A 25,299-nucleotide genomic window follows, 5' to 3' on the forward strand; every position below is an offset into this window, starting at 1 on the left:
CACCCGGTAGGACGGGGGAATTGCCGACAGATCATTCCGGAGCAAATGCGACAATGGATACCAACAGGATGGCGCGGGCCTTTGCCCCGTTCGAAACGCTGGCTGCGGATCTCATCCCCCATGCGGCTGATAGCGACGACGGTTCGCACGATATTGCCCATATCCTGCGCGTCTTCAGGAATGCCATGGCCATCCAGGCCGAAGACGGCGGCAATGCCCGTATCCTCGCCGCGGCCGTGTTGCTGCATGACTGTGTAGCGGTCGAGAAGAATTCGCCACATCGCGCGCAGGCATCGCGGCTCGCGGCGGAAAAAGCCTCAGGCATACTGCAACAGCTCGGATGGGCCGATGCCGATATCTCCGCGACGGCGCATGCGATCACCACGCACAGCTTCTCCGCCAATCTTCCACCGGAAACGCTGGAAGCGAAAATTCTGCAGGATGCCGATCGGCTGGATGCGATCGGCATGGTCGGCGCGGCACGCTGCTTCTATATTGCCGGCCGTCTCGGTTCAGGCCTCTACGACCCGTTCGACCCGCTCGCAACCGAGCGGCCGCTCGACGACAAACGCTTCGCCATTGACCATTTCGAGACAAAGCTGTTCAAACTGGCGGATGGTTTCCAGACCGAGACCGGCCGCAGATTTGCCGGCGCACGGCACGACCGGCTGAAAACTGTGCTGGCAATGTTCATCGACGAAATCTGAGGCTACATCATGCAGGTCAGCGACCTCTTCATCTATCCCCTTAAGAGCGCACGGGGTATCGCCATTTCGTCGGCATCCGTCGACGCCTTCGGGCTCGCCGGAGATCGTCGTGCCATGCTGGTCGATCCCTCCGGCCATTTCTTCACGCAACGCGAATTGCAGGATCTGGCTCGGATCGATATCCAGCCGGCCCCCTCCTATATGCGGCTGAAGATGGACGGAAAATCCGACATCATCGTGCCGCCGCCGCATCCTGAAAACCGTATGGATGTCATCGTCTGGAAATCGCCGGTCAGCGCTTCCGTCGCCGACGAGGCAACCAACAAAGCCCTCTCGGCCTGGCTGGGGCGCGAGGTCCGCATGGTCTTTTTTGACAGACTTGCCAAGCGCATAGCCAGCCCGGAATGGGCTGGCGAAGACACACCGGTTACCTTCGCCGACGGATATCAGATCCTCGTCACCACAACCGGATCGCTGAAGGCGCTCAACGCCAATCTCGCCGCCCATGGCGAAGGCGCCGTCGGCATGGAGCGCTTTCGGCCGAATATCGTCATCGATATCGATGAGGAATGGCCGGAGGACCAATGGGCGGCGATCGAGATCGGCGGCATCCGTCTCGATCTCGTCAAGCCTTGCGCGCGCTGCATCATGACCACGCAGGATCAGACGACCGGATCACGTGATGTGCCGAACCCGATGCCCGCCATGGGCCGTATCCGCATGTCCGCCGATCGCCGCGTACCCGGCCCGCTCTTCGGCTGGAACGCCGTTCCGCGCGGCGAAGGCTCGGTGAAAATCGGCGATACGGTCACCGTGCTCGAGGGGCGGCCGGAAGGTTGGGCGTTCAAGCGGCGGTAACGATCAACGCATGTTCCTTGAAGCCGCTTGCGTTCGCCTTGTCAGCCTTCGGCGACAAGGCCAGGCGAAACCATCCTGTTGTCCAATGAGGCAACGGCAATAGCCTTCATCGCCGCCTGAATAAAGCCTTCACGCGCGGCGGCTATCTCTATGCCGCGCGGCTCATAGACATGGCGATGCAGAAAGAAGCCAGTCAGGCGGAAGGCCGCGGCCAGGCTTTCGCTGTCTGCCGCAACCACGGCCCCAGCCGCCAGGAAAGGCGGTAGCGCCAGCATCTTGTCGGCCCATGGCAGACCAGCCGCACGGCAGACGGCACGGCCAGTCTTCGGCGAAACGAATGCCAGGTCTTCGCGGATGCCGGTCGCGGCGCACTCGGCCAGATCGAGGCCGAAACCGAGATCGTTCAAGACTGCCAGTTCGAAGCGCACGAAAAGCTCGCCCGCATCTGCGGGATTTTGCAGGTTTTCTAGGATGACATCCAGCGCGTCATAGAGATGCGGGTGCGGATCCCGCTCCGGCAGCAGACGCAGAAGCGCACCCATCGCCTGCACACCATAAACCGCGGTTGCCGTCTCCATCAGCCGCGCGGCTCTCAGCGCGACCGGCTCCATCCGGAATTCGCCGAGATGTTCGTGCAACCTTGCCCGCCAGGTGACTTCGACAAGGTTTCCCGCCTGCAGCACCGGTTGCATGGCGCGAGATCGCCCTCCTCGCACCAGGCCCATATGGCGACCACGCGCACGGGTCATCACCTCGGCGACGACGCTTGTCTCGCCGAGGCGCTTGACGCCCAAAATGATCGCATGGTCTTGCCACTGCATCGGCTGGTTTGCCCGAAAGAATGTCTCGATTCGAGTTTAGGGCAAATGGCGCCGGCTGTCACATGCCGGAAGAGGCACTTGTCGACAGCACGTTGATAAAGAGACGCATCGACTGTTCGTCGAAAGGCTTGTTCAAAAGCGGCACATGCCGCAAATCCGGCGGAAAATCGAGTGTATCGGAATAACCACTGACGAACCCAAACGCGATGCCACGCTCGGTCAGAAGCCGGGCAAAGCCAAAGCTTGTCGACTCGCCGAGATTGACGTCCAACATCGCAAAATCAAAGCTGTCGGAATGTATGGCGTTAACAGCCTGCTCCAGATTCGAGGCGATCTCCACCTGTCCAATTCCGACAAGGTGCAGTATTTCCTCCACTTCCATAGCAATAATCAGATTGTCTTCCAGAATAAGGGCGCGCTGAACCGTCATTTCAACGCCATCCTGCACGCCCGCACCCAAATGGTGCTGCCCGTAAATAAATCCCACATTTATCCCTCCGGCGCCAATCATCGGCCCGTATTGAATGGACGGCTTCACCATCCATGCCGGCGCAGTCTCTTGTGACATGACCTTGCCTCCAAACCGCTTCGCACTTTTTGCATTGCGGTACTATGGGCTCGTCAAAATGCTCCAATCGCTTTTGCCACCGGGGTTAGTAAAAGGTGAAACTGGTCGAAAAGTGACGGAGGAAGTAATCTAACCTGATACAGTCGATGCCGACATTTAAAAAAGACATACTGCCGGGAACAATAATAGGCGTCAAATAAAGGGGCGCCGTCCCGAATCAAGACCGTTCCAATCCGCGATTTCGGCGAGCTTTTCTCCATCGAGAACCTTGCAGCCACGCTCTTGCCAGGCGATCAGTCCGCGTTCCGCCAGCTTTTTCAATGTCTTGTTGGTATGGACAACGGATAGGCCGAGCGTATCGGCAACATGCTGCTGCGTGATCGGGATGACCTTGCTGCCATCAAAGAGACGGAGGGCACTGGCCCGCTGATGCAGGTAGGCGATCAGATAGGCTGCCCGCTCGACTGCCGATCGACGCCCGATGCTTAGCAGGTGCTCGTCCAATATTCGCTCTTCCTGAGCAGCAATCCAGGTGACGTCGAAGGCGAGCGAGGCATGAGAATTGTAAAGCGTCATCAATTCCGCCCGCTCGAATACGCAAAGCGTAATCGGCGACAACGCCTCGGTGGAGTGCTGCATCTCTCCCATGATCGAGCCCTGCAATCCGATGAGATCGCCCGGCATCACATAGTTGAGGATCTGCCGGCGACCGTCCTCAAGCGTCTTGTAGCGAAAGCCCCAGCCTGACAGGATGGTGAAGAGGTGGGCACTGTGCGCGCCTTCCAGGAAAATCGTGGCGCCGGCGTCGACGAGAAGCTCACCCTTCTTGAAGCGGCTGATGAAACTCAGCTCATCGCGCTCGAATTCCCGGAAGCTCGGGAGCAATCTCAACGGACATTCCTGGCATGAGGTTCGCTGCCCATGCATCGCCGCCGCACCCGCCATGAAACGCTCCCCTGAGTTGCATCAGCCCAGGCGACACGCCCGCTAAACTGCTGCAATATAAAGCGCTCAGCGGAGCAAAGTTCCATCAACGCGGGAATTCGAGCCCCATCTCCCGGAAGCGTTCGGGATCATCTCCCCAATTCTCGCGTACCTTAACGAAAAGGAAGAGATGCACCGGCTGCTCGAGGATCTCGGAGAGTTCCTTGCGCGATGCGGTCGAGATCGACTTGATCGCCTCGCCTCCCTTGCCCAGCGCAATCTTCTTCTGGCTTGCGCGCTCGACATAGATCACCTGCTCGATGCGAACAGAGCCGTCCTTGCGCTCTTCCCACTTTTCCGTCTCGACATGCGAGGAATACGGAAGTTCCTGATGCAGGCGAAGAAACAGCTTTTCGCGCGTGATTTCGGCGGCAAGCTGACGCATCGGCAGATCGGAAATCTGGTCTTCCGGATAATACCAAGGCCCCTCCGGCAAGGTCTTTGCCAGATAGTCCATCACATCATCGCAGCCGGAACCGTTCTCGGCCGATACCATGAAGGTCTGCGTGAATTCGATCTTCTCGTTGGCGGCAGCGGCCAGCGCCAGCAGATCTTCGCGACGGACACGGTCGATCTTGTTGAGGACGAGGATCTTCGGCTGAAAAACCTCCTTCAGCCCTTCGAGAATGGCTTCGGCATCGCCGCGCAATCCGCGCTCGCTGTCGATCAGCAGCATGATCAGATCGGCATCCTTGGCGCCGCCCCAGGCAGACGTCACCATGGCGCGGTCGAGACGCCGGCGCGGCTTGAAGATGCCGGGCGTGTCCATGAACACGATCTGTGCGTTGTTGTGAGTGGCAATCCCGCGCACGATCGCGCGCGTGGTCTGAACCTTGTGGCTCACGATGGAAACCTTTGCGCCCACGAGGCGGTTGAGCAACGTCGACTTGCCGGCATTGGTCGGGCCGATGAGGGCCACGAAGCCTGAATGGGTTGGGCCGATGTGTTCAGCCGCACCGTCGTCGGTGGGCGTGTCTTCTTGATTGGTCATCTTTTCCGTCGTTTCCAGGCAGTCATTTCTCAGTTGACTGAGCTGCCATATACCTTCTCGTTCCAATATCCGCGTCGCCGCAACCTGCTCGGCCGCGCGTTTGGAGCGATCAATTCCTGTCTCGGGCACCGTTCCCGCCACTTCCACGGTTACCGTGAAGCGGGGATCATGATCCGGTCCGCTGCGATCATCAACCCTGTAGACCGGGGTAACGCCGAATTTCGCATGCGCCCATTCCTGCAATTCCGTCTTGGCGTCGCGCCTTGCACCATCGGGCCGAACGGCGCGACGCTCCCAATAGCGCAAAATGAACTTGCGGGCCACTTCGAGGCCGCCATCCAGATAGATTGCCGCAATCAGGCTTTCGACAACATCGGCACGTACATTGAGCATGCGTTTGCCGGTCAGCTTCTTCACGTCGGCGCCGGTGCGGATATAGAGGTGCAGCTGCATCTCGTCGGCGACTTCAGCGCAGGTGTCGGCGCTGACCAGCTGGTTCAGGCGCACCGAAAGCTCACCTTCCGTCGCCGTCGTAAAGGTTCTGAACAACAGTTCGGCAATGCACAGGCCGAGAACCCGGTCACCGAGAAATTCCAGCCGTTCGTAATTATCCGTCTTGTTGGTACGGGCGCTGGCATGCGTCAGCGCCCAATCGAGACGATCCTTCTCGACGAACTCGTAGCCTATCGCAGATTCGAGTTTGCTACGATCCGCCTGCGAGAGCGTCGGCACTTTCGTCATTCGACAACCTTGAAGAGGCGATCCCAACGCATGTTGGTCGGCCATTTCCAGACTTCCCGGAACGACGTGTCGTGGCCGAGCGAGAAGAAGATGATGCTGGCGCGGCCGATAAGGTTCTCAGCCGGCACATAACCGACATCGAAGCGACTGTCGTCCGAATTGTCGCGATTATCGCCCATCATGAAATAGTGACCTGCCGGCACGACATATTCCTGGGTGTTATCGCCACGCGAATTCGGCGACAGGTCCAGCGTGTCGTAGACCTTGCCCGTATCCGCCAGGCGCTCGCTGTAGACCGCGATGTTATCACCCGGTTCCTGGCTATAATCCGAAGCGAAGGTGCCATGCGGTTCGCGCGGCACGGCCTGGCCGTTGATATAGAGAATATCGTTCTTCACCTGGATACGGTCGCCGGGGAGACCGATAACGCGCTTGATGTAGTCGACATCAGGATTTGGCGGGAAGCGGAAAACCACGACGTCGCCGCGCTTCGGCTCGCTGCCGAAGATACGCCCGTTGAACAGGTCCGGCGAGAACGGCAGCGAATATTTCGAATAACCGTAGGCGAACTTGTTGACGAAGATATAGTCGCCGACCAGGAGCGTCGGCATCATCGAGCCGGACGGAATGGTGAATGGCTGAAATAGAACCGTGCGGATGATCATGGCCAGGAGCAGTGCCTGAACGATGACCTTGATATTTTCCCACAGAGCATTCTGCTGTTTTACGGCTTTCTCGGACACGCAGTCTTATTCCTTTTTCGCACCCCACCGGCGCAACTTGCATTCAGGCCTTCTCTACTCGCTTCAAATCACGGCGGCAATGGCGCCGGTGCCAAAAGCGGCATCTGACGGCGATTCAGCCGTCCATCGGTAGAGCCTCGATGATCACAAATGCCTGAGCAAGAGGAAAATCATCAGTTATCGTCAAATGAATGGCGGCGCGATGATTTGCCGGCAACATAGAGGCGAGTCGCTCCGCCGCCCCTCCGGTCAGCTGCATTGTCGGCTTGCCGCTCGGCAGATTGACGACACCCATGTCGCGCCAGAAGACGCCTTGCGCCAGACCGGTGCCCAGTGCCTTGGAGCAGGCCTCCTTGGCGGCAAAGCGCTTGGCGTAGGACGCGGCCTTGTTCTTGCGACGCTCGGACTTGGCGCGCTCGATGTCGGTGAAACAGCGCTCCGTAAACCGCGCACCAAAGCGCTCCATCGTCTTTTCGACGCGGCGGATGTCGATAAGATCGCTGCCTATCCCGATGATCAATAGAAGGCCCTCCAGGCGGCCGGGGCGAAGTCAGGCTTCGTCAAACGCTCGATGCGTTGTCGGCAAGCGCCAAGCGCTCACGGGCACGCTCCATCAAACGTTCCTTGCGGCGCGTCTTGAAGGTCTTAACGCCATAATAGGTGAGCGCATAGACGATGACGCCGGAAATGATTGCCGGCGGAATGCCGCCAATCAGCATCGGCTTCAAAACCGGGTCCCAAATTTGCAGGAGGTCGCCCTTGTGCCAGAGCGCCGGCAGATCGATGCCACCGCCCTGCCCGCCGCTGTCACGCGCCAGGATCAGATGGCCAATTTCCCAGGTGAAGGCCCAGATGAAGGGATAGGTAATGGGATTGCCGGCTGCCAGACAGCCGAGCGCGGAGGCAATGACATTGCCCCCGATCAGATAGGCGATGATGATCGCCATCACGAAATGTACGCCGATGAAGGGTGTCCATGACACAACGATGCCCGCTGCGAAGCCTGCTGCAACCGAATGCGGCGAGGCTGCAAGACGAACGAGGCGCTTACCAAAATATTGAAATGAACGAACGAAACCCTTGCGGGGCCAAAGATGCTCCCGCAGTTTTTCCTTCAGTGTCAGTGGTTTTCGGCGACGAAATAGCATGCGGCTTATCTAGTGCACTGGGGGCCGTCATGACAAGACCGGCCAAGCATTCACGCACTGATTAAGAACCGCAACTACGGCCCTTTTTTGGAACGTCATCTGCTCAGGAGGCAGAATTAAAAACGTTCTTCCATTTCGGGGAAGCATTCCCGCAAGATCGGGAAGCTCCAAGGGCGCAATAACAACGCGCCCCTCCTGGTCTTAAAAGTATTAACGGCGATTAACGGACGCGGAACAGACCGCGGTCAACCTGACGCTGGCGATATTCAAGGTCAAAACGGTCATGCGAACCATTCAGGTAAGCCATTTCGCGTTCTTCAACACTCGGAACACGCAGGGCGCGGGCGATTTTCTTGATCGGGCTAAACATTGTCTTCTCTCATCTCTGTTTCGTTTCTTCGATGACCGGAAGATAGGCTCGGCGGAGGCTAATTACCACCGCTCTAAAATACACACAGCCATGCGTTCAATGCATATCAATCCGGAAAGCCGCTCGAATTTGGTCATAAAATGATCACAAAATATGCAGCATGCCCGGATCGATGGCGGAAGCGGTGTCTTTATTCGTAAAGCCGCTTCACCGTTGCGATGCAATCCAGTTCCTTGAGCTGGACCAAAAGCTGGTTGAGCTGGCGCAGGTCCCAGACCTCGACATCCAGCGCCATCTCGGTGAAGTCGGCGGCAACGCGGACGGTATTGAGAATGCGGATATTGACGTCGACATCGGCGACGGTCTGCGCCACCTTGGCCAGTGTGCCGGGTTCGTTCAGCGCGTTGATCAGGACACGCGCGGCAAAACGGGACTTGTTGGCCTCGTCCAGATCCCAGCGAACGTCAATCCAGCGCTCCGGCTCGTCGTCGAACCGCTGCAGGATCGGCGACTGGATGGGGTATATGGTGATCCCCCTGCCTTTTTCCATGATGCCAACGATGCGGTCGCCGGGGACGGCGCCTGTCGGGGCGAAATGCACTTCGACATTGGCTGCGAGACCCCGGATGGGCGGAGCTTCGATGCCATCGACGAGGTCGGCCTTGTTCTTGCCGGGGATCTTGAAGATCATGCCGGAGGCGCTGTGGACGTTGAACCAACCCTCATCGCCGGCGGGCTTGACTGTCACGCGTTCGTCCTGATGGTCGGGATAGACGGCGCGCAGCACATCGAGCGACGACATCTCCCCTCGCCCGACGGCAGCAATAGCGTCCTCGACATCCTTCTGGCCGAGACGATGCAGGGCAGGCTTCAGTGCATCCCGCGAGAAAACCTTGCCGGCGCGCTCGAAGGTGCGTTCGAGAATGCGATGGCCAAGGCCGGCATATTGCTTGCGGATGGCAAGCCGGGTGGCGCGGCGAATGGCTGCGCGCGACTTGCCAGTCACGACGATCTCTTCCCACGCGGCCGGCGGCACCTGTACGCCGGAGCGGATGATCTCGACCTCATCGCCATTGGTCAGCCGCGTCACCAGCGGCATGATACGGCCGTTGATCTTTGCGCCAACCGTGGTGTCGCCGATATTGGTGTGAACGGCATAGGCGAAGTCGATCGGCGTTGCCCCACGCGGCAAGGCGATCAGCTTGCCCTTGGGCGTGAAGCAGAAGACCTGATCCTGGAACAGTTCGAGCTTCGTATGCTCCAGGAACTCTTCAGGGCTATCGCCTTCGGCCAGCGCCTCGATGGTGTGACGCAGCCAGGAATAGGCATTGCTCTCCCGCGAGAGCAGCTCGCCGTCGCCATTGCCGTTTGCCCCGTCCTTGTAGAGCGTATGGGCGGCAATGCCGAATTCGGCGATTTCATGCATGCGCTTGGTGCGGATCTGCAATTCGATGCGCTGACTGGAGGGGCCAACGATCGTCGTGTGCAAGGAGCGGTAGTCATTCTGCTTCGGCGTCGAGATATAGTCCTTGAACCGACCCGGGACGACGCGCCAGCGCGTGTGGACGATGCCGAGCGCGCGGTAGCAGGACGGAACGTCATCGACGAGAAGACGGAAGCCGTAAATATCCGAAAGCTGCTCGAAGGACAGCGACTTCGACTGCATCTTGCGGAAGACCGAATAAGGGCTCTTCAGCCGCCCCTTGACCATTGCATTGGCAAGGCCGTTGGCAACAAGAAGATCGCGCAACTCCGTCTCGATCTTCTTGACCAGGCCTTCATTGCGCCGTGACAGCTCTTCCAGGCGCTTGGTGACGGTATCGTGCGCTTCGGGATTGATGTGGCGGAAGGACAGCTCCTCCAGTTCTTCGCGCATGTCATGCATGCCCATGCGGCCGGCAAGCGGCGCATAGATCTCCATCGTCTCCTCGGAAATGCGGGCCCGCTTTTCCGGCGACATATGATCGAGGGTGCGCATATTGTGCAGGCGATCGGCGAGCTTCACCAGAAGCACGCGCACATCGTCGGAAATGGCCAGCAGCAGCTTGCGCAGGTTTTCCGCCTGCTTGGCCTTCTTGGTGACGAGATCGAGCTTCTTGATCTTGGTCAGGCCCTCGACCAGCCGGCCGATATCCTCGCCGAACAACTCGTCAATCTCGGCGCGCGTCGCCGTCGTATCCTCGATCGTGTCGTGGAGCAGCGCGACAGCAATGGTCGATTCGTCCAGACGCATATCCGTCAGGATGGCAGCAACTTCGAGAGGATGGGAAATATAGGGATCGCCGCTGGCACGCTTCTGCTGGCCATGCTTCTGCATCGCATAGACATAGGCCTTGTTGAGCAGAGCTTCGTTGGCATCGGGCTTATATTTCTGCACCCGCTCAACAAGCTCGTATTGCCGCATCATTCCAAGGCTACTCCCGCAAAAACAAAAGCGCGCCAGTCATATGACCGGCGCACGCATCCCCTCATCATATCGCTCCTGCTCGGAGCATCAAGCGCAACGATCAGTAATCGTCGCTTTTTTCCGGCGGAACCAGACCTTCGATGCCGGCCAGCAGTTCTTCTTCCGACATCTGGTCGAAAGTAACGGCTTCCGGAGCATCTTCTTCTTCGTCGCTCGAGGCAGAAGCACCGCCGGCGGCCAGAAGGCTTGCAGGATCGGGCTCGGGCTCATCGATTTCGACATGCTTCTGCAGCGAATGGATCAGGTCTTCCTTGAGATCGTCTGGTGACAGCGTCTCATCGGCGATTTCGCGCAGAGCGACGACAGGGTTCTTGTCGTTGTCGCGGTCGATCGTGATCGAGGACCCTTGCGAAATCAGGCGAGCGCGGTGGCTGGCGAGCAATACGAGCTCGAACCGGTTCTCAACTTTATCAATGCAATCTTCTACTGTGACACGGGCCATTGCCTGTCCTTTGCGGTCGTGATGTCGTCATCATGTCTCGGAGTAGCACGCCGATACAAGCAAACGATGGCAAATTCAAGTTTTTCCTGTTTGAGCGCCTGCGCACCGTCGGGAAAAGTGCTAAAATTCTCCGCGACAAGCTATGAATTCTATCTTAGGTTGCTTGGAATATCCCCTTTCGTGCCCTAAGTCTCGGTTATATGAATAGTTCATAAAGTAATACGAATTATTCCGCACTGCAGCATAAGGCATTGTTTTAGCTGAACTTTGAATAAAGATATTACGTTTTTGTAACAGTGGATATGTAAGCGATGTTTGACCCACGCGAGAAAATTGCACTTTTTATAGACGGCGCCAACCTCTACGCTGCATCCAAGAGCCTCGGCTTCGATATCGACTACCGCAAACTCCTGAAAGCCTTCCAGAAGCGTGGCTATCTGCTGCGGGCCTATTACTACACAGCCCTTATCGAAGATCAGGAATATTCGTCGATCCGTCCGTTGATCGACTGGCTCGACTATAACGGCTACAAGGTCGTCACCAAGCCGGCCAAGGAATTCACCGACTCCATGGGGCGCCGCAAGATCAAGGGCAACATGGACATCGAGCTGGCGATCGACGCCATGGAGCAGTCCGAAACCGTCGACCATCTGGTGATCTTCTCCGGCGATGGCGATTTCACCACGCTGGTCGAAGCACTGCAGCGGCGCGGACGCAAGGTTTCGGTGATTTCGACCATGGCAACCCAACCGCCGATGATCGCCGACGATCTGCGCCGGCAGGCCGACCATTTCATCGACCTTGTGTCGCTGAAAGCCGAAATCGGCCGTGAGCCCTCCGAGCGCCCTCACCGGTCGGCAGAGGTCAGTCACGCGGAAGCGGACAGCGAATAAGGCCGAAGGCTTTCGGCTCTATCTCTTTGTTTTTACGCATTTCCGGACGGAAAACCGCTGCGCACTTTTCCTGGAAATGCTCTAGCGGTTATCCTTCAGCAGCCGGCTCTTTTGCCGGTTCCAATCACGCTCTTTTTCGGACTCGCGCTTGTCGTGGAGCTTCTTACCCTTGGCGAGTGCCAGTTCGAGCTTCGCCCGGCCATTGTCGTTGAAATAGATCTTCAACGGCACGAGCGTCATGCCCTCGCGATTGATGGCAGACCGCAACCGGCCGATTTCGCGGCTGGAAAGCAGTAATTTCCGGCGCCGGCGCGGCTCGTGGTTGAAGCGGTTCGCCTGCAGATATTCGGGCAAATAAGAATTGATGAGCCAGATCTCGCCGCCCTCGTCGGAAGCGTAGGATTCGGCGATGTTAGCCTTGCCTTCGCGCAAAGACTTGACCTCCGTGCCCATCAGCACGAGCCCGGCCTCATATGTATCGATGATCTCGTAGTTGAAGCGTGCCTTGCGGTTTTCCGCCACGATCTTCTTCACGACGCGTTGGCTGCCTTTGGGGGCCATGATTCTTCTTCTTTTCTTGGTTCATTCCGGCGGCAGCCCTCGGCGCGCCAAATTCCTGCACCCTAAATAAGCGAGACCGCCCTCCTTGTGAAGAGAGAGCGGTCCAACAGAGAGTTTCCCCAGTACGCTTGCCTGTCGTCAGTTCAGCAGACCGGCATGGCGCAGCGCCGCATCGATTGCAGCTTCCGTGCCCGGCTCCAGGGTCGACAAAAGCGGCGAACGTACATTGCGGCTCATGCGGCCAAGGCGCGAAAGGCCATACTTTGCGCCGCACAGGCCAGGCTCGATAAAGATCGCCTTATGCAGGGGCATCAGGCGGTCCTGATATTCCAGGGCCTTGGCATAATCACCCGCAAGCGTTGCCGCCTGGAATTCCGCACAGAGGCGCGGAGCGACATTGGCCGTTACGGAAATGCATCCGATACCGCCATGCGCATTGAAGCCGAGCGCCGTCGCGTCTTCGCCGGATAGCTGGCGGAAATCACGACCGCAGGTAATGCGCTGCTCGGAAACGCGCTCGATCTTGCCGGTGGCATCCTTGACGCCGACGATATTGGCGTAGGCCTTCGCGAGCGCGCCCATGGTCTCCGGCGTCATGTCCACAACCGAACGACCCGGAATATTGTAGATATAGATTGGCAGCTTCACGGCTTCCGCGACGGCTGCGAAATGAGCGTACAGGCCCTTCTGCGTCGGCTTGTTGTAATATGGAGTAACCACCAGCACAGCATTGGCACCGACCTTCTCGGCGTGCTGGGCAAGCTCGATCGCTTCGCGCGTATTGTTCGAGCCGGCACCGGCCATAACAGGAACGCGCTTGTTCGCCACTTCGATGGAGAGCTCGACGACACGCTTGTGCTCGTCATGCGACAGGGTCGGCGATTCACCGGTCGTGCCCACAGGCACCAGACCGCGGCTACCCTCTTTTATCTGCCACTCGACATGGGATGCGAACGAAGCTTCATCCACCTTGCCGGCATCAGTAAAGGGCGTAACGAGAGCGGGAATGGACCCCTGGAACATGCAAGTCTCCTAGCGGCATAGCCTTCATGCTTCAGCCGCAATCCATGGTTATGAATCCGCGCACCATAAAGCGCCGTCTTGCTGGCGACAAGCGCGCTTTGAACGGTGAGCGTCAGTTTCCGATATCATAATTGATTGAAATTCGAAGCACCGGTAAGGTTTCGTTAATATAGCATTTGGCAAATGGAAAGGGCCTGATTGTTTTGTGAGTAGCCGGATGAAGAAACCTGTGACGATCTGGACCGTTGTCGGCTTGGCGGTCGCGTGGGGCGCGTTTGCCTCGCAGCTTCCCGGTAAACAGACAGCAGCCCGTAATGATGCCGATGTGGCCATGGCGGTGCCGGATCCGATGAGCACAGCCGCGATCCCGCTTGGCTCCACGGTTGCGCCCGTGAACAGCGACCTGAAGGCTGGTCTCGACGCACTTTCCAACAAAAATCCGATGCAGGCGATCGCTGTGCGTAACAGCATGAGCGACGGCACGCTTGATCGCCATATCCTGACCTGGGCAATCGCAACTTCGGGCCAAACCGGCGTCCCCTCGGGTGAAATTGCCGCTGCCGCCCGCGAGCTCGTGGGCTGGCCCGGGCTAGGCAGCCTGCGAGCCAACTCGGAGCGAGCTCTTTACGCCGAAAATCCGCCGACGGATCAAGTCCTTGCCGCATTCGGCAGCACCCAGCCGGAAACCGTGGAAGGCTCTATAATCCTCTCGCGCGCACTGATGGCACGCGGCTCGTCAGCGCCGGCTGCGAAACTGATCCGCAAGATCTGGCGCAACGAAACCCTGGATAAATCGCTCGAAGACAAGATCCTCGCGGAATTCTCAAGCCTGCTTTCGCCCGCCGATCACAAGGCCCGCATGGACTACCTGCTTTATCGCGATCGTACCGTACAAGCGAAACGTTTCGGTGACCTTGGCAAGGCGCAATCGCTCTACAAGGCCTGGGCAGCGGTCAATGATCGTTCCGGCAAGGCAGATGCGCTGATCGCATCCATGGATGCGCAATGGCGCAAGGACCCTGCCTATCTCTTCATGCGGATCGAAAACCTGCGCCGCCAAGACAGATATGACGACGCCGCCAGACTTCTGGCGCAGATGCCGCGCGACCGCAGCGTGCTCGTCAACCCCGGACAATGGTGGAACGAGCAACGCATCGTCAGCCGCGGCCTGGTGGACCAGGGCGATTTCAGCGATGCCTATCGCGTCGTCGATGCCAATGTCGCGGAAAGCCCGCAAGATGTTGGCGAGGCCGAGTTCCATGCCGGATGGTATGCACTACGTGGTCTCAAGGACGGCGCGACCGCCGCGGCGCATTTCCGCAAGATCCTTCAGGTGTCGAACGGGCCGATCTCACAGTCACGCGCCTGGTATTGGCTAGGTCGTGCGGCCGACGCGGGCGGCCCCGGAAAAGCCGCCGACCTCTATGCCAAGGCCGCCTCCTATCCGAGCACATTCTACGGCCAGCTCGCGGCTGAGAAGCTCGGCCGCAGGATGCTTGATGTCACTTATCCATCGCCGTCAGGTCAGGATCGGCAGCGATTCCAGGCACGCGAGGCTGTGCAGGCCATATCGCGCCTGGAGGCAGCCGGACATGGCTGGCGTGCCGAGGCGCTCTATCGTGCACTGGCGAAGCAATTGGAGAGCCCTGGCGAAATCGCCATGCTGGCGGCTCGCGCGGAGCGCTCCGGCAACCATCAGCTCTCGTTGCAGATCGGCAAGATCGCCTATGGTCGTGGCGTCGACGTGGCGGCGCTGGCTTTCCCGATCGGCGTCATTCCGGCCAACGCCAATATTTCCGGCTCCGGCAAGGCCCTTGCCTATGCCATCGCTCGGCAGGAGAGCGCCTTCAATCCGGCGGCGGTGTCTTCGGCCAACGCACGCGGCCTGCTGCAATTGCTGCCGAAGACGGCCAAGGCGGTCGCCGGGCGGCACGGCATGGCTTACTCCGCCGAGAAGCTGACACAGGATGCCGGCTATAATGCTACGCTCGGCGCCCATTATCTCGGCGAGCAGATCGACACCTTCGGCGGTTCTTACATCCTTACCTTCATCGCCTACAATGCCGGCCCGAACAAGGTGCCGGAATGGATCAGCCGCTATGGCGACCCGCGCGGCAAGTCGATCGACGAGGTCATCGACTGGATCGAGCGCATCCCCTTCCCCGAGACACGCAATTATGTGCAACGGGTGATGGAGAACTATCAAGTCTACAAGACGCGCCTCGGCCAGAAGGCCGATATCGTGCACGATCTCGTCAACGGTCGCGGCTAGAGCATTTTCGCTTTTCTTCGAATCGCGAAAGCGCCCTATCTCTTTGTTTTTACGCATTCCGGGCCGGGGAAAACCGCCGCGCACTTTTCCTGGAAATGCTCTAGACGGCAGCCTCAACCGCGGTTGTGCATGCTGTCGAAATGACGTTACATCCCGCGTGATATTCCAAGCACGAGGCACGATGTATGCGCAGCGACGACGAAAGCGGCTTCCTTGCTCGAACGATACCAGCCCAGGACGGGCTAAAGCTCTATGTTCGAGACTACACAGGCGATGAAACAGCAACGCGAGCCCGGCCGCCCGTCATCTGCCTGCCGGGCCTTACCCGCAATTCGCGGGATTTTCATCAATTGGCGCTGCTGCTGGCGCAGCATCCGACCAGTCCTTACAGAGTGATCACGCTCGACGCCCGCGGGCGCGGCCTGTCCGAGCGCGATGCGGAGAAATCCCACTACAATCTCGCCGTCGAAACCCAAGACGTTCTGGCCGTCTGCGCCGCGCTTGATATCCCCCAGGCCAACTTCATCGGGACATCACGCGGCGGTCTCGTCCTGCATGTGCTGGCGGCGAGCCGCCCGGATATTCTGAAAACGGTCATTCTCAATGATATCGGCCCTGTGTTGGAGAAGATCGGGCTCACCGACATTCGCGACTATCTGAACCGCGACAGGAAGGCCGCCGATCGGGACGATGCCGTCGACATCCTGCGGGAAAATCATGGCAGCGCCTTTACCGCACTAAGTCATGAGGATTGGGAGGACATGGCGCGGGCAATTTACGCCTTCGAGGATGGCAAACCCATTGCCGATTACGATCCTGCCATCGCCGTACAGATGCAAGCACTCGACCTTGAAGCACCGCTTCCCGATCTTTGGGCACAGTTCGAGGGCTTCAAGGACATTCCGCTGATGGTGATTCGCGGCGAGAATTCGAAGCTGCTGGCCGCCGCCACGACCGACGAAATGGCGCGCCGCCATCCAGGAGCCACCATCAAGGTGATCGCCGAGCAAGGACATGCTCCCATATTACATCTCGGTGATATTCCGGATGCCATTCGCTCTTTTCTTTCCGGGTCTTAACGTCTCAATTCTGCATAAATGGAAAGGCCCGGTTGGGAGAACCGGGCCAGTTTTTTTCTGATCGGAGGTCTGATCAGAAGATGAGTGCAATCCGATTCGGCGAACCGAATTAGAAGCTGCGCTGGAAGCGAAGGATACCAGCCCACTGATCCTGGTTCACAGAGTCGAAGTTGGTGTAGGTAACTTCCGGCTCGATGAGCAGGTTCTTGACCGGGTTGAACTTGAGGTTCGTGGTCGCTTCGAAGATCTTCGAGTCGGTGTAGGCGAGCTGGAGGTTCCACTTCAGCTTTTCGTTGATCGGAACGCCAACGCCGCCCCAAACAGCCCAGTCACCCCAGCCGCACTTCGATGCATCGCTAGCAGGGCAAGCAGAACGATCGAGGTTGGTGCCGGCGTACTTGTTCAGCTTGTCGCCGTCCGTGTTGTAGCCGCCCATCAAGAAGGCCGTGAAGCCACCGAAGTTGGCATCGATACGAGCCTTGACAGCGCCTTCTTCGACGATGGAGTCGTAACCGCCGACAACCTTGAAGCCGAAGTTGCCAACCTTGTAGCCGAGACCCAGAACGCCGTCCGGAGCGTAGTGATTGGTCTTGTCGTCCGTCCACCAGCTGGAGCCGTACGAAGACGAATCCGTGCCGCTGGAGTTGCTGTCTTCGACCGAAGCTACAGCCGTGAAGCCGTTGCCGGCGTCGTAGTTGTAGGTGATCTGGTTGAGTTCGTACGGGCCGTCATAGATCACGTCGTCGTTGATGACGTCGCCAGCGTAGCCGGTGTACAGGTTGTAGGCCGAGTCGGCCTTACCAATGGTGAAGCCACCGAGGCTGATGTTAGCCCAGAGCAGCTTGGTGGTCGTGGCCTTGCCGTCGTTGAAGTCGAAACGATAGACGGTGTTGGTCTTCAGCGGACCATATTCCGTGTCCGTTGCGGTGTCGACGCTCAGCTGAGCGCGGGTATGCCAATAGGTGCCGCGATTGCCGCCGACGCCCGGATTGTAAGCATTGTACCAGCCGCCTTCGGTACGGACCATGCCGCCGATCTTGAGGCAGGTTTCAGTGCCCGGAAGGAAGAAGTAGCCAGCACCGTAGGCGTCGCAGATGCGAACGTATTCCAAAGGCTCCGGCTCAGCAGCAACGATAGCGTCGGCTGCATGAGCACCGGATACTGCTGCCAGCGCAGCAGCGGAGCCGAGAAGAAGGCTCTTGATGTTCATAGTAACTCCAGTTTCAATATCAATTAGGTATGAGTCTTCACGCCGCGAAAATCGACGCGCCCCACCCCACCTAGATTTTAAAAGTTGACCCCTGATCTGGGAGAACCAAGACAGTAAGCCTTGCTTCCGATTTGGAACCTACAGATCGTTTTTTTCAGAGCAATATCAGATACAAACTATCGGCATTTATGACGCGTGTTTCAAAAGGTGCGTTGCACAAAAATCACGTCGTAAAACTGTCACAACATCGCCGCCGTTGAAGTGAATCTCTACTTCAGATTACTTTTAAAAATGGCGCAACTTACAAGACAATATTCAAAGAGAAAATTCGCAATCCCGAAACAACCATTCTTCTCTTTGCAGTACACGCAAAGAAACGCAGCAGATTATGCAGCATAGAAAAAGCCCGGCCAAAAGGCCGGGCTTTCCCCTCACCGAAGTGATAAATCTCATATGACCGAAGTCAAATCAGATTAGAATGCGCGCTCGAAGCGGAGGATACCAGACCACTGATCCTGATTGATGGAGTCCCAGTTGGTGTAGGAGACTTCCGGACGCACGGTCAGGTTCTTAACCGGGTTCCAGGTCAGATTCGTCGTAGCGGCGAAGATCTTGGAGTCGGTGTAAGCGAGCTGAACGTTCCACTTCAGCTTTTCGTTGATCGGAACGCTTGCGCCGCCCCACAGAGCCCAGTCGCCCCAGCCGATGCCAGATGCAGCGCCTGCGCCGTTTGCGCCGGCATACTTGTTCAGCTTGTCGCCGTCCGTGTTCCAGCCGCCCATCAAGAAGGCCGAGAATGCGCCGAAGTCAGCGTCTACACGAGCCTTGATAGCGCCTTCTTCAACGATCGAGTCGTAACCGCCGACCACCTTGAAGCCCCATGCACCGGACTTGAAGCCAACACCGGCGACAACGTCAGGAGCGTAGTGATCGGAGCTGTCTTCGCCGTTCGAACCGGTTGCGCCCGTGCCGGAGTTGGTGTCTTCGAGCGAGATAACAGCGGTGAAGCCGTTGCCTGCATCGTAGTTGTAGGTGATCTGGTTCAGTTCGTACGGGCCATCATAGACCACGTCGTCGTTGATGACGTCGCCGGCGTAACCGGTGAATACGTTGAACTCGGAGTCTTCCTTACCAACGGTGAAACCACCGAGGCTGATGCTGGCGTGCAGCAGGTTGGTCTTGGTGCCGTTGCCGTCGTTCCAGTCCCAACGAATTTCGGTGTTGGTCTTCAGCGGACCGTATTCGGTGTCGCTTGCGGTTGCGAGGCGGAGCTCAGCACGAGTGTGCCAAAGCGTGCCCAGACGGCTGTTCGGGTTGTAGGCATCGTACCACTGACCTTCGGTACGAACCTTACCGCCGATCTTGAGGCAGGTTTCGGTGCCCGGAATGAAGAAGTAGCCTGCACCGTAGGCGTCGCAGATGCGAACGTATTCCAACGGCTCCGGCTCAGCAGCTACGATAGCGTCAGCTGCGTGAGCACCGGAAACTGCTGCAAGCGCAGCAGCGGAGCCAAGAAGAAGGCTCTTGATGTTCATATTGACCTCCAGTCAAAGTTTTATTCGAGAATGAGAACTACCCGAAGGTATTCCCTGTCCCATCCTCGCGTTTCAAGAAGTGGACGATCAATCGCCCTCGCTTCCGAGATTGAAAATACAAGACGCGCTCTGTCACGCAATCGACATCTTCTCGGAATGGGTGATTTGCGTAAGCCTTCCGCAAGTCCTGTTGCCGAAAGGACACAAAACGACAGCTGCGCGCCAATATAGATTTAGACTTCGTTAAGAAAATTCTTATGTCACGGGCACTTAGGCAGCCGGATCAAATATCGCCGAAGAAACACAGCCTGGCGGCCATATCAGCCAATTCATAGCGAATTGAAGGATTTGGAGAGGCGTGGCGGTCGATTTGCTGCTTTCGCTCTTACGATTGCAGGTGGTGGGCAGGCCGGAAGCCGTCCGCGGCAGCGTCCCAAATCGATGCACGCCTCTAATTGATTCTATCGCAGCCGATTCGATATCGCTAAATTGTGCAGATGGTGACCGACATTATAGCGATCTTGCGATCCGCATAGGTCGCGGACATGACCACGCTGCAGAGCTGTTGGCATCGGCTTTGTATGTCCGTTTCATCCAGATGGCGATCTTCGGCCCGCTTTATCTCGATCGAAGGGTCTCACCTTTGTGCAAGGGCCAGCACGATCCGCGCATCCTGATCAACGTGAGATGACGGTCACGTCGATGGGCCATGACTTGCGACGACTGGTGACGTCGGGCGGATCTACCGTTCTCAGGCAGCCCGCTCGTTGTTGGAGAATTGACAGCTCGCGTCGATTCATAATTATACACCGTATAATTTAGGAGACGCGAGATGATCACGGGTCATGTTTTTATCGCAACCAGCCTGGACGGGTTCATCGCCCGCGATGACGGCGACATAGAATGGCTGCTCAAGCACGACGCCTCAGGCGAGGATCACGGTTACAATGATTTCATAGCTGATATCGACGTCATCATAATGGGCCGAGGCACGTTCGACACGGTGCGCGACATGACGCCATGGTTCTATGATCGCCCGGTGCTGGTTCTTTCTTCCACCTTAGCGGAACAGCCGGTGCCCGCTGACCTTGCCGGCAAGGTCCGCTTCGCCGACAAGTCGCCACGGCAAGCCATGGCGATGCTCGAAGCGGAAGGATGTCGTCGTGTCTATGTCGATGGTGGACGTATTATCCAATCCTTCCTTCAGGAAGGGCTGATCAGCGACCTGATGATTACCCGCGTCCCCATATTGCTCGGCAGCGGCCGCCCGTTGTTCGGCCCGGCCCGGCGCGACACCCAGCTGAGGCATGTGGGCACCCGTGCATTTCCTTCCGGGCTGGTGCAATCGACCTATGCGGTCACACAATGACCCAGCGAAGCCGAGGCAGGCCACGCGCCGACGAAGAAAACGAGCTACCGGCAAAAATCCTTGCGGAGGCCTTGGCTCTTTTGGACAGCGAGGGTTTTGATCGTCTGACAATGCGCGCGGTAGCCAAGCGTGCGAGCGTCAATCCGATGACGATCTATCACCACTTCCAAGATCGGGACGGATTGATTGGAGCCTTGGCAGACATTGTCTATGCGGATGTTGTTCCGCCGTCAGAAGGCGCGCCTCGATTTCGAATAGAAGGCCTGCTCAAAGCATATCGCACAAGAGTGGTGCGCCACCCCGACCTGACCCTTGCTATTTTCAACCAGTCAGCCGAGCTCCCTGACCATGCAAGACGAATTACAGACAGTCTCACGAAGCTGTTGGGAGAACTTGGCCTCTCGCCTTCGCGAGCTCTGCTTTGGGTGCATATTCTCGTGGACTACACACATGGTGCAGCGCTTGCTGCGGCGATAGGTAGAAAGAACGGCAACTCGCAGCGCGTGGCAATCGACGAGGAGCTTGGAAACTACGAACGCGCGATCTCAGAATTGCTGGATCGTCTTGAAGTTTAGCGCGAACGATAGGAATGGCGGAGAAGATGGGATTCGAACCCACGATACCATCTCTGGTATACTCCCTTAGCAGGGGAGCGCCTTCGACCACTCGGCCACCTCTCCGGTGCGGCCCTGATAGGGCCATTCATTTATCGACGCAAGCGCTTTTTCGCCTTCACGCACGTTCTTCCCGAGATTCAGCAACAACCGGTTACCGAAGGACATGTGCTCTCGCGGGCGTGAAAACGACCTCAAGCCAATAGTTGCTTGAGGTCGGCAGCGGGATCGGAAAGGATCGCCTTGGACGGATTGGCGCCGATTTCCAGAAGCTTCTTGCCGGTAACATAGGCCTTTGCATCATTGACGGCGTCGACGGCGATGAAGCGGCCCTGCTTGAAATACCAGACGGAGGCCGCACCCTCACGGGCGCCGGGGCGCAGCAGCGTCTCATCATAGCCAAGGTTGAAACCGGCGATCTGCAGCTTCACGTCATATTGATCTGACCAGAACCATGGCTTCGGATCATAGGCCTTGCCGCCACCGGCGATGATCTCGGCGGCGGCATCCGCCTGGTCGACCGCGTTCTGAACCGATTCGAGCCTGATGCGACCGCCTTCCCATGGCAGCTCGACGCAATCGCCCATGGCAAAGATCGACGGATCGGAGGTGCGGGCGAAGGAATCGACAGTAATGCCGTTGCCAACTTCAAGACCCGCCTCCTTGGCCAGCCTGTCATTCGGGGCAACGCCGATGCCGACGACGACGAAGTCGACATCGATCGTCGACCCATCGGAAAGCTCCGCACCGACGACATGGCCATTGCGGCCGATGAGCTGCTTCAGCCCAGTCTGTTCGCGAATGACGACATCATGCTTCTGATGGATTGCCCTGAAGATGTCGGCCGTTTCCTTGGCCGCGACGCGCTGCAGGATTCGGTCGCTCATTTCGATCAGGGTCACTTCCAGGCCGCGATGGCGCGCGACGGCCGCGGCTTCCAGGCCGATATATCCGCCACCGATGATGAGGACCCGGCGTCCGGGCCGCATTTCGCCGGCAAGCAGATCGGCATCGCGCTTGTCACGGGCGAGATAGACACCTTCGAGCGCACCGCCCACGGAGGGCGGCAGGCGGCGCGGCGTGGATCCTGTCGTCAACGCCAGCGTCTCATAGTCCAGCCTGGAGCCGTCCTGCATGACGATCTGCTTTGCGGCACGATCGATCTGCTCGACCCAGGTGGAGACGCGGATCTCGACATTGTTGTCCGCATACCAATGCTCCGGGCGAAACAGCAGACGGTCGAAGCTCATTTCGCCAAGCAGATATTTCTTGGTCAATGGTGGCCGCTGATAGGGAAGGTTTTCTTCCGCACCAACGATGGTGATCGGCCTCGAATCACCCAGCCCGCGCAATTTGGCAGCAAGCGCAAAACCCGCCTGCCCGGCCCCGACAATGACCAATCTGCCCGTCACGATCCGTACTCCATTGTTATTATAGCGATCCACCTGCCTGATACAGGAAGATGCGCTTATGGGCCTCAGGGGTAACGCTTGCACCCGCAAGCGTCAATCATGACTGACCCTGCACCCCGGATCGGGAGAAAATTAGGCCGAAAGGCTCAGCTTTCGATTTCGATCCAGCGCCGCTCATGAAAGGAACGGGCCATGGCATGGACCGATTTTTCGATACGCAGGCCATCTGCGAAAGCCACGACTGACGCAGGCTCGCCGGAAATGGCGCGGATCAGCTCGCGGCATTCGATGATCTTCAGGTCGTTGAAGCCGAGACCGTGGCCGGGCGCCGGGATGAAGCGGTCGTAGGGCTTGTGGGCCGGTGCGGCGAGAACCTTGCGGAAGCCTTGCTCACTGTCCCTGCCCTCGGCCTGATAGAGTTCGAATTCGTTCATCCGCTCCTGGTCGTAGGAAATCGAGCCCTTGGAGCCGAAAATCTGCAGGGCGATGCGCCCCTTGCGGCCCCAGGCGGAGCGATTGGCCATCAGCACGGCCGAGATGCCGCCGCCAAGCCGCATCAGCACATTGGCGAGATCGTGATTTTCCACAGTGCGGCTGCCGCCATCCTTCAAGGGCCGCTCCGCATAGGGCTTCACCATATCGGTGATGACGGCATCGACATGACCGAACAGGAACCACAGCAGGGAGAGCGGGTGCACGGCGAAATCATCGAGAGCGCCGTAGCCGGAGGCAAGTTCGCTCTTCCAGTAGAACAGGCCGTTCGGATCGGCCATGAAATCCTCATCCATTTCCACGCGGACGTGATTGACCGCGCCGATCGCGCCGTCTTCGATCAACGCCTTGATGTGCCGCATCACCGGGTTCTGGATATAATTGTAGCCGAGAATGGCGACCTTGCCCGAAGACCTAGCTGCGGCCAGCATGCGTTCGGCATCGCCAAAGGCAGGCGCCATCGGCTTTTCGCACCAGACATGCTTGCCGGCTTCCAGGGCCGCAATCGCCATTTCCGGATGGAATTGATTGGGTGTGGTGACGGAAACGACGTCGACGTCGGGGTCGGCGATGAGATCGCGCCAGTTGGCCGTCGCCTTCTCGAAGCCGAATTCGTCGCCCCTCGCCTTTGCCAGGTCGGCATTGGCCTCGGCCAAATGCACTAGGCGGGGCCGTGCAACGTCACCGAACACGGTCTTCACCGCATTCCACGCCAGCGCATGGCATTTGCCCATGTAGCCGGTACCGATCAATCCAACGCCCAACGGCTTCATTTGCCCACTCTCCTCAAATCTTCTCCCGAAGCTGGGCAATTTTTGGAATATTTAGACCGTTTTGACAAGCGGGCCGTTGAGCGCAACATCGCGCAAACTGCCAAAAAAGCCAATTTATTCGTTTTAAATCATTCTCTTAAAAATATTCGTGCCGAGCAAATCAAAATCCGCTATCGTTGCAAATATGGAATGTTTGTTTCATTGACTGATATGGCGGCGGAAGGATGGGGCATGGATAACAGCATCGACACGCAGATCAGGGTGCCGCGCGACTTCGAAAGCCTGCGTAGCATCGTCATAGAGCGGAAGAGCGCCATGCCGAAGCGCCTTGCGCAGGTCGCCGCCTTTGCCCTTGCCAATCCCGACGAAGTCGCCTTCGGCACGACAGCCAGCATTGCCGCAGCGGCCGAAGTCCAGCCGTCGACGCTGGTACGCCTCGCACACCATCTCGGTTATGAAGGTTTTTCCGATCTGCAGAGCATCTTTCGCGAGAGGCTGCGCGAGCGGACGCTGAGCTACGAAGAGCGGCTGGTGACGCTGGAACGCTCCGGCATCAAGGACGAAGAGGCCGGCATTCTCTCCGGCTTCCTGTCTGCCGCCAGCCAATCGGTCAACAAGCTCGCCGCCACCATCGAGACCGAGACCTTTGCCAAGGCAATCGACGTGCTCGCCGCCGCCGAGACGATCTATCTCATCGCCAAGCGCCGCTCCTATCCGCTGACGGCGCATATGACCTACGCCTTTTCCAAGCTGAATATCCGCCACCAGATCGTCGCTTCGCCGAATGGAATCGACGGCGAGATCACCCGCTTTGCCACGGAAAAGGACGCGGCGATCGCGGCAAGCTTTTCGCCCTATGCCGCAGACAGCCTGGCGCAGGCGGAGGACCTCGCCTCGCGCAACGTGCCCGTCATCGCCATTACCGATTCGGCCTTCTCGCCGCTCACCGCCTGTGCCACTCATTGGTTTGAGGTGGCCGAGGCGGACTTCGCCGGTTTCCGCTCTATGTCGGCATCGATGGCGCTGGTCATGGCCTTCCCGGTCGCCATAGCCGAGCGCCGGCGAAAAGGCATGGCAAAAGCCGATAAAACCAAAATGGAATAAACATTCCGAATTGACAAATTCTCGGAACCGATGTTTCACTACAACCGAGATCGCGGCCATAAAACATAGCCCGCCGATCCACCGCAACCGGGACGAAACGAATACCGGCACTTTCAATAACG

General features: G+C 58.2%; 25 protein-coding genes, 1 tRNA gene and 1 pseudogene. 9 read left to right on the forward strand and 18 right to left on the reverse strand.

Annotation, left to right across the window (positions count from 1 at the left end; translation table 11 throughout):
- Window positions 1–53: 53 nt before the first annotated feature.
- Both BSK43_RS24505 and BSK43_RS24510 read left to right on the forward strand, forming a co-directional pair.
- Window positions 54–707 carry an HD domain-containing protein gene (locus BSK43_RS24505; protein ID WP_205910653.1) on the forward strand — a complete coding sequence of 218 codons (654 nt, stop codon included), beginning with the start codon at window positions 54–56 and terminating at the stop codon, window positions 705–707.
- A 9-nt stretch (window positions 708–716) separates the two neighbouring features.
- Window positions 717–1,565, forward strand: a complete 849-nt coding sequence (locus BSK43_RS24510) for an MOSC domain-containing protein (protein WP_077469980.1) — start codon at window positions 717–719, stop codon at window positions 1,563–1,565.
- Window positions 1,566–1,606: 41 nt separating this feature from the next.
- On the opposite strand, the gene recO is transcribed toward BSK43_RS24510, so the two are convergent.
- The 11 genes and pseudogenes from recO to rpoZ form a co-directional block, all read right to left on the reverse strand.
- Window positions 1,607–2,386, reverse strand: coding sequence for a DNA repair protein RecO (gene recO, locus BSK43_RS24515; RefSeq protein ID WP_077469979.1), 780 nt, complete (start codon window positions 2,384–2,386; stop codon window positions 1,607–1,609).
- A gap of 58 nt (window positions 2,387–2,444) precedes the next feature.
- A complete protein-coding gene (locus BSK43_RS24520; RefSeq protein ID WP_246662666.1) occupies window positions 2,445–2,954 on the reverse strand; it encodes a response regulator in 510 nt (169 codons plus the stop codon).
- 192 nt (window positions 2,955–3,146) lie between these two features.
- A complete protein-coding gene (locus tag BSK43_RS24525) occupies window positions 3,147–3,899 on the reverse strand; it encodes a Crp/Fnr family transcriptional regulator (RefSeq protein WP_077469978.1) in 753 nt (250 codons plus the stop codon).
- 85 nt (window positions 3,900–3,984) lie between these two features.
- Window positions 3,985–4,929 carry a GTPase Era gene (era, locus tag BSK43_RS24530; protein WP_077469977.1) on the reverse strand — a complete coding sequence of 315 codons (945 nt, stop codon included), beginning with the start codon at window positions 4,927–4,929 and terminating at the stop codon, window positions 3,985–3,987.
- Window positions 4,930–4,971: 42 nt separating this feature from the next.
- Window positions 4,972–5,670, reverse strand: a pseudogene (gene rnc / locus BSK43_RS24535) (ribonuclease III); the annotation flags it as partial.
- Entirely contained in the window at window positions 5,667–6,413 is a 747-nt protein-coding gene (lepB, locus tag BSK43_RS24540; RefSeq protein ID WP_077469976.1) for a signal peptidase I, read from the reverse strand. The gene lepB and the pseudogene rnc, both read right to left, overlap by 4 nt.
- A 115-nt stretch (window positions 6,414–6,528) precedes the next feature.
- Entirely contained in the window at window positions 6,529–6,933 is a 405-nt protein-coding gene (acpS, locus tag BSK43_RS24545) for a holo-ACP synthase (RefSeq protein ID WP_068385578.1), read from the reverse strand.
- 40 nt (window positions 6,934–6,973) lie between these two features.
- Window positions 6,974–7,561: a DUF2062 domain-containing protein gene (locus tag BSK43_RS24550; protein WP_077469975.1), complete on the reverse strand. Its 588-nt coding sequence runs from the start codon at window positions 7,559–7,561 to the stop codon at window positions 6,974–6,976.
- 220 nt (window positions 7,562–7,781) lie between these two features.
- Window positions 7,782–7,931: a DUF3563 family protein gene (locus tag BSK43_RS24555; protein WP_068385574.1), complete on the reverse strand. Its 150-nt coding sequence runs from the start codon at window positions 7,929–7,931 to the stop codon at window positions 7,782–7,784.
- Window positions 7,932–8,121: 190 nt separating this feature from the next.
- Window positions 8,122–10,338 carry a bifunctional (p)ppGpp synthetase/guanosine-3',5'-bis(diphosphate) 3'-pyrophosphohydrolase gene (locus BSK43_RS24560; protein WP_136687218.1) on the reverse strand — a complete coding sequence of 739 codons (2,217 nt, stop codon included), beginning with the start codon at window positions 10,336–10,338 and terminating at the stop codon, window positions 8,122–8,124.
- A gap of 100 nt (window positions 10,339–10,438) precedes the next feature.
- Entirely contained in the window at window positions 10,439–10,840 is a 402-nt protein-coding gene (gene rpoZ, locus BSK43_RS24565) for a DNA-directed RNA polymerase subunit omega (protein WP_068385571.1), read from the reverse strand.
- Between the two features lie 311 nt (window positions 10,841–11,151).
- Between rpoZ and BSK43_RS24570 the strand changes: the two genes are divergently transcribed.
- Window positions 11,152–11,733 carry an NYN domain-containing protein gene (locus tag BSK43_RS24570; RefSeq protein WP_068385569.1) on the forward strand — a complete coding sequence of 194 codons (582 nt, stop codon included), beginning with the start codon at window positions 11,152–11,154 and terminating at the stop codon, window positions 11,731–11,733.
- A gap of 81 nt (window positions 11,734–11,814) precedes the next feature.
- On the opposite strand, the gene smpB is transcribed toward BSK43_RS24570, so the two are convergent.
- A complete protein-coding gene (smpB, locus tag BSK43_RS24575; protein ID WP_068385567.1) occupies window positions 11,815–12,294 on the reverse strand; it encodes an SsrA-binding protein SmpB in 480 nt (159 codons plus the stop codon).
- A 138-nt stretch (window positions 12,295–12,432) separates the two neighbouring features.
- Window positions 12,433–13,317: a 4-hydroxy-tetrahydrodipicolinate synthase gene (gene dapA, locus BSK43_RS24580; RefSeq protein ID WP_077469973.1), complete on the reverse strand. Its 885-nt coding sequence runs from the start codon at window positions 13,315–13,317 to the stop codon at window positions 12,433–12,435.
- Between the two features lie 217 nt (window positions 13,318–13,534).
- On the opposite strand from dapA, the gene BSK43_RS24585 reads away from it, so the two are divergent.
- Both BSK43_RS24585 and BSK43_RS24590 read left to right on the forward strand, forming a co-directional pair.
- Window positions 13,535–15,589 (forward strand): lytic transglycosylase domain-containing protein, encoded by a 2,055-nt coding sequence (locus tag BSK43_RS24585; protein ID WP_077469972.1) that lies wholly within the window; start codon window positions 13,535–13,537, stop codon window positions 15,587–15,589.
- Window positions 15,590–15,774: 185 nt separating this feature from the next.
- Window positions 15,775–16,668 (forward strand): alpha/beta fold hydrolase, encoded by an 894-nt coding sequence (locus tag BSK43_RS24590; protein WP_077469971.1) that lies wholly within the window; start codon window positions 15,775–15,777, stop codon window positions 16,666–16,668.
- Window positions 16,669–16,777: 109 nt separating this feature from the next.
- Here BSK43_RS24590 and BSK43_RS24595 read toward each other — a convergent pair whose 3' ends face one another.
- Together BSK43_RS24595 and BSK43_RS24600 are read right to left on the reverse strand one after the other, a co-directional pair.
- The gene (locus tag BSK43_RS24595) at window positions 16,778–17,878 is read right to left on the reverse strand and encodes a porin (protein WP_077469970.1); all 1,101 of its coding nucleotides are present in this window, start codon (window positions 17,876–17,878) and stop codon (window positions 16,778–16,780) included.
- A 473-nt stretch (window positions 17,879–18,351) separates the two neighbouring features.
- Window positions 18,352–19,413: a porin gene (locus BSK43_RS24600; protein WP_077469969.1), complete on the reverse strand. Its 1,062-nt coding sequence runs from the start codon at window positions 19,411–19,413 to the stop codon at window positions 18,352–18,354.
- A 358-nt stretch (window positions 19,414–19,771) separates the two neighbouring features.
- Between BSK43_RS24600 and BSK43_RS24605 the strand changes: the two genes are divergently transcribed.
- The 3 genes from BSK43_RS24605 (at window position 19,772) to BSK43_RS24615 (ending at window position 21,357) form a co-directional block, all read left to right on the forward strand.
- The gene (locus tag BSK43_RS24605) at window positions 19,772–20,104 is read left to right on the forward strand and encodes a hypothetical protein (protein WP_077469968.1); all 333 of its coding nucleotides are present in this window, start codon (window positions 19,772–19,774) and stop codon (window positions 20,102–20,104) included.
- Window positions 20,105–20,245: 141 nt separating this feature from the next.
- Window positions 20,246–20,782, forward strand: a complete 537-nt coding sequence (locus BSK43_RS24610) for a dihydrofolate reductase family protein (protein WP_077469967.1) — start codon at window positions 20,246–20,248, stop codon at window positions 20,780–20,782.
- A complete protein-coding gene (locus BSK43_RS24615) occupies window positions 20,779–21,357 on the forward strand; it encodes a TetR/AcrR family transcriptional regulator (RefSeq protein WP_077469966.1) in 579 nt (192 codons plus the stop codon). The genes BSK43_RS24610 and BSK43_RS24615 overlap by 4 nt, the downstream gene beginning before the upstream one ends.
- 15 nt (window positions 21,358–21,372) lie before the next feature.
- Here BSK43_RS24615 and BSK43_RS24620 read toward each other — a convergent pair.
- The 3 genes from BSK43_RS24620 to BSK43_RS24630 all read right to left on the reverse strand — a co-directional run bounded on the left by BSK43_RS24620 (window position 21,373) and on the right by BSK43_RS24630 (window position 24,073).
- Window positions 21,373–21,462 (reverse strand) — tRNA-Ser (locus BSK43_RS24620).
- Window positions 21,463–21,590: 128 nt separating this feature from the next.
- Window positions 21,591–22,808, reverse strand: a complete 1,218-nt coding sequence (locus BSK43_RS24625) for an FAD-dependent oxidoreductase (protein ID WP_077469965.1) — start codon at window positions 22,806–22,808, stop codon at window positions 21,591–21,593.
- A gap of 146 nt (window positions 22,809–22,954) precedes the next feature.
- Window positions 22,955–24,073, reverse strand: a complete 1,119-nt coding sequence (locus BSK43_RS24630) for a Gfo/Idh/MocA family oxidoreductase (protein ID WP_077469964.1) — start codon at window positions 24,071–24,073, stop codon at window positions 22,955–22,957.
- A gap of 231 nt (window positions 24,074–24,304) precedes the next feature.
- Between BSK43_RS24630 and BSK43_RS24635 the strand changes: the two genes are divergently transcribed.
- On the forward strand, window positions 24,305–25,177 hold the full coding sequence (locus BSK43_RS24635; protein WP_077469963.1) for a MurR/RpiR family transcriptional regulator: 873 nt from the start codon (window positions 24,305–24,307) through the stop codon (window positions 25,175–25,177).
- The last annotated feature ends 122 nt before the right edge of the window (window positions 25,178–25,299 follow it).

Origin of the sequence: Rhizobium sp. P44RR-XXIV (assembly GCF_001999485.2) — a bacterium.
Classification (GTDB): Bacteria; Pseudomonadota; Alphaproteobacteria; order Rhizobiales; family Rhizobiaceae; genus Rhizobium.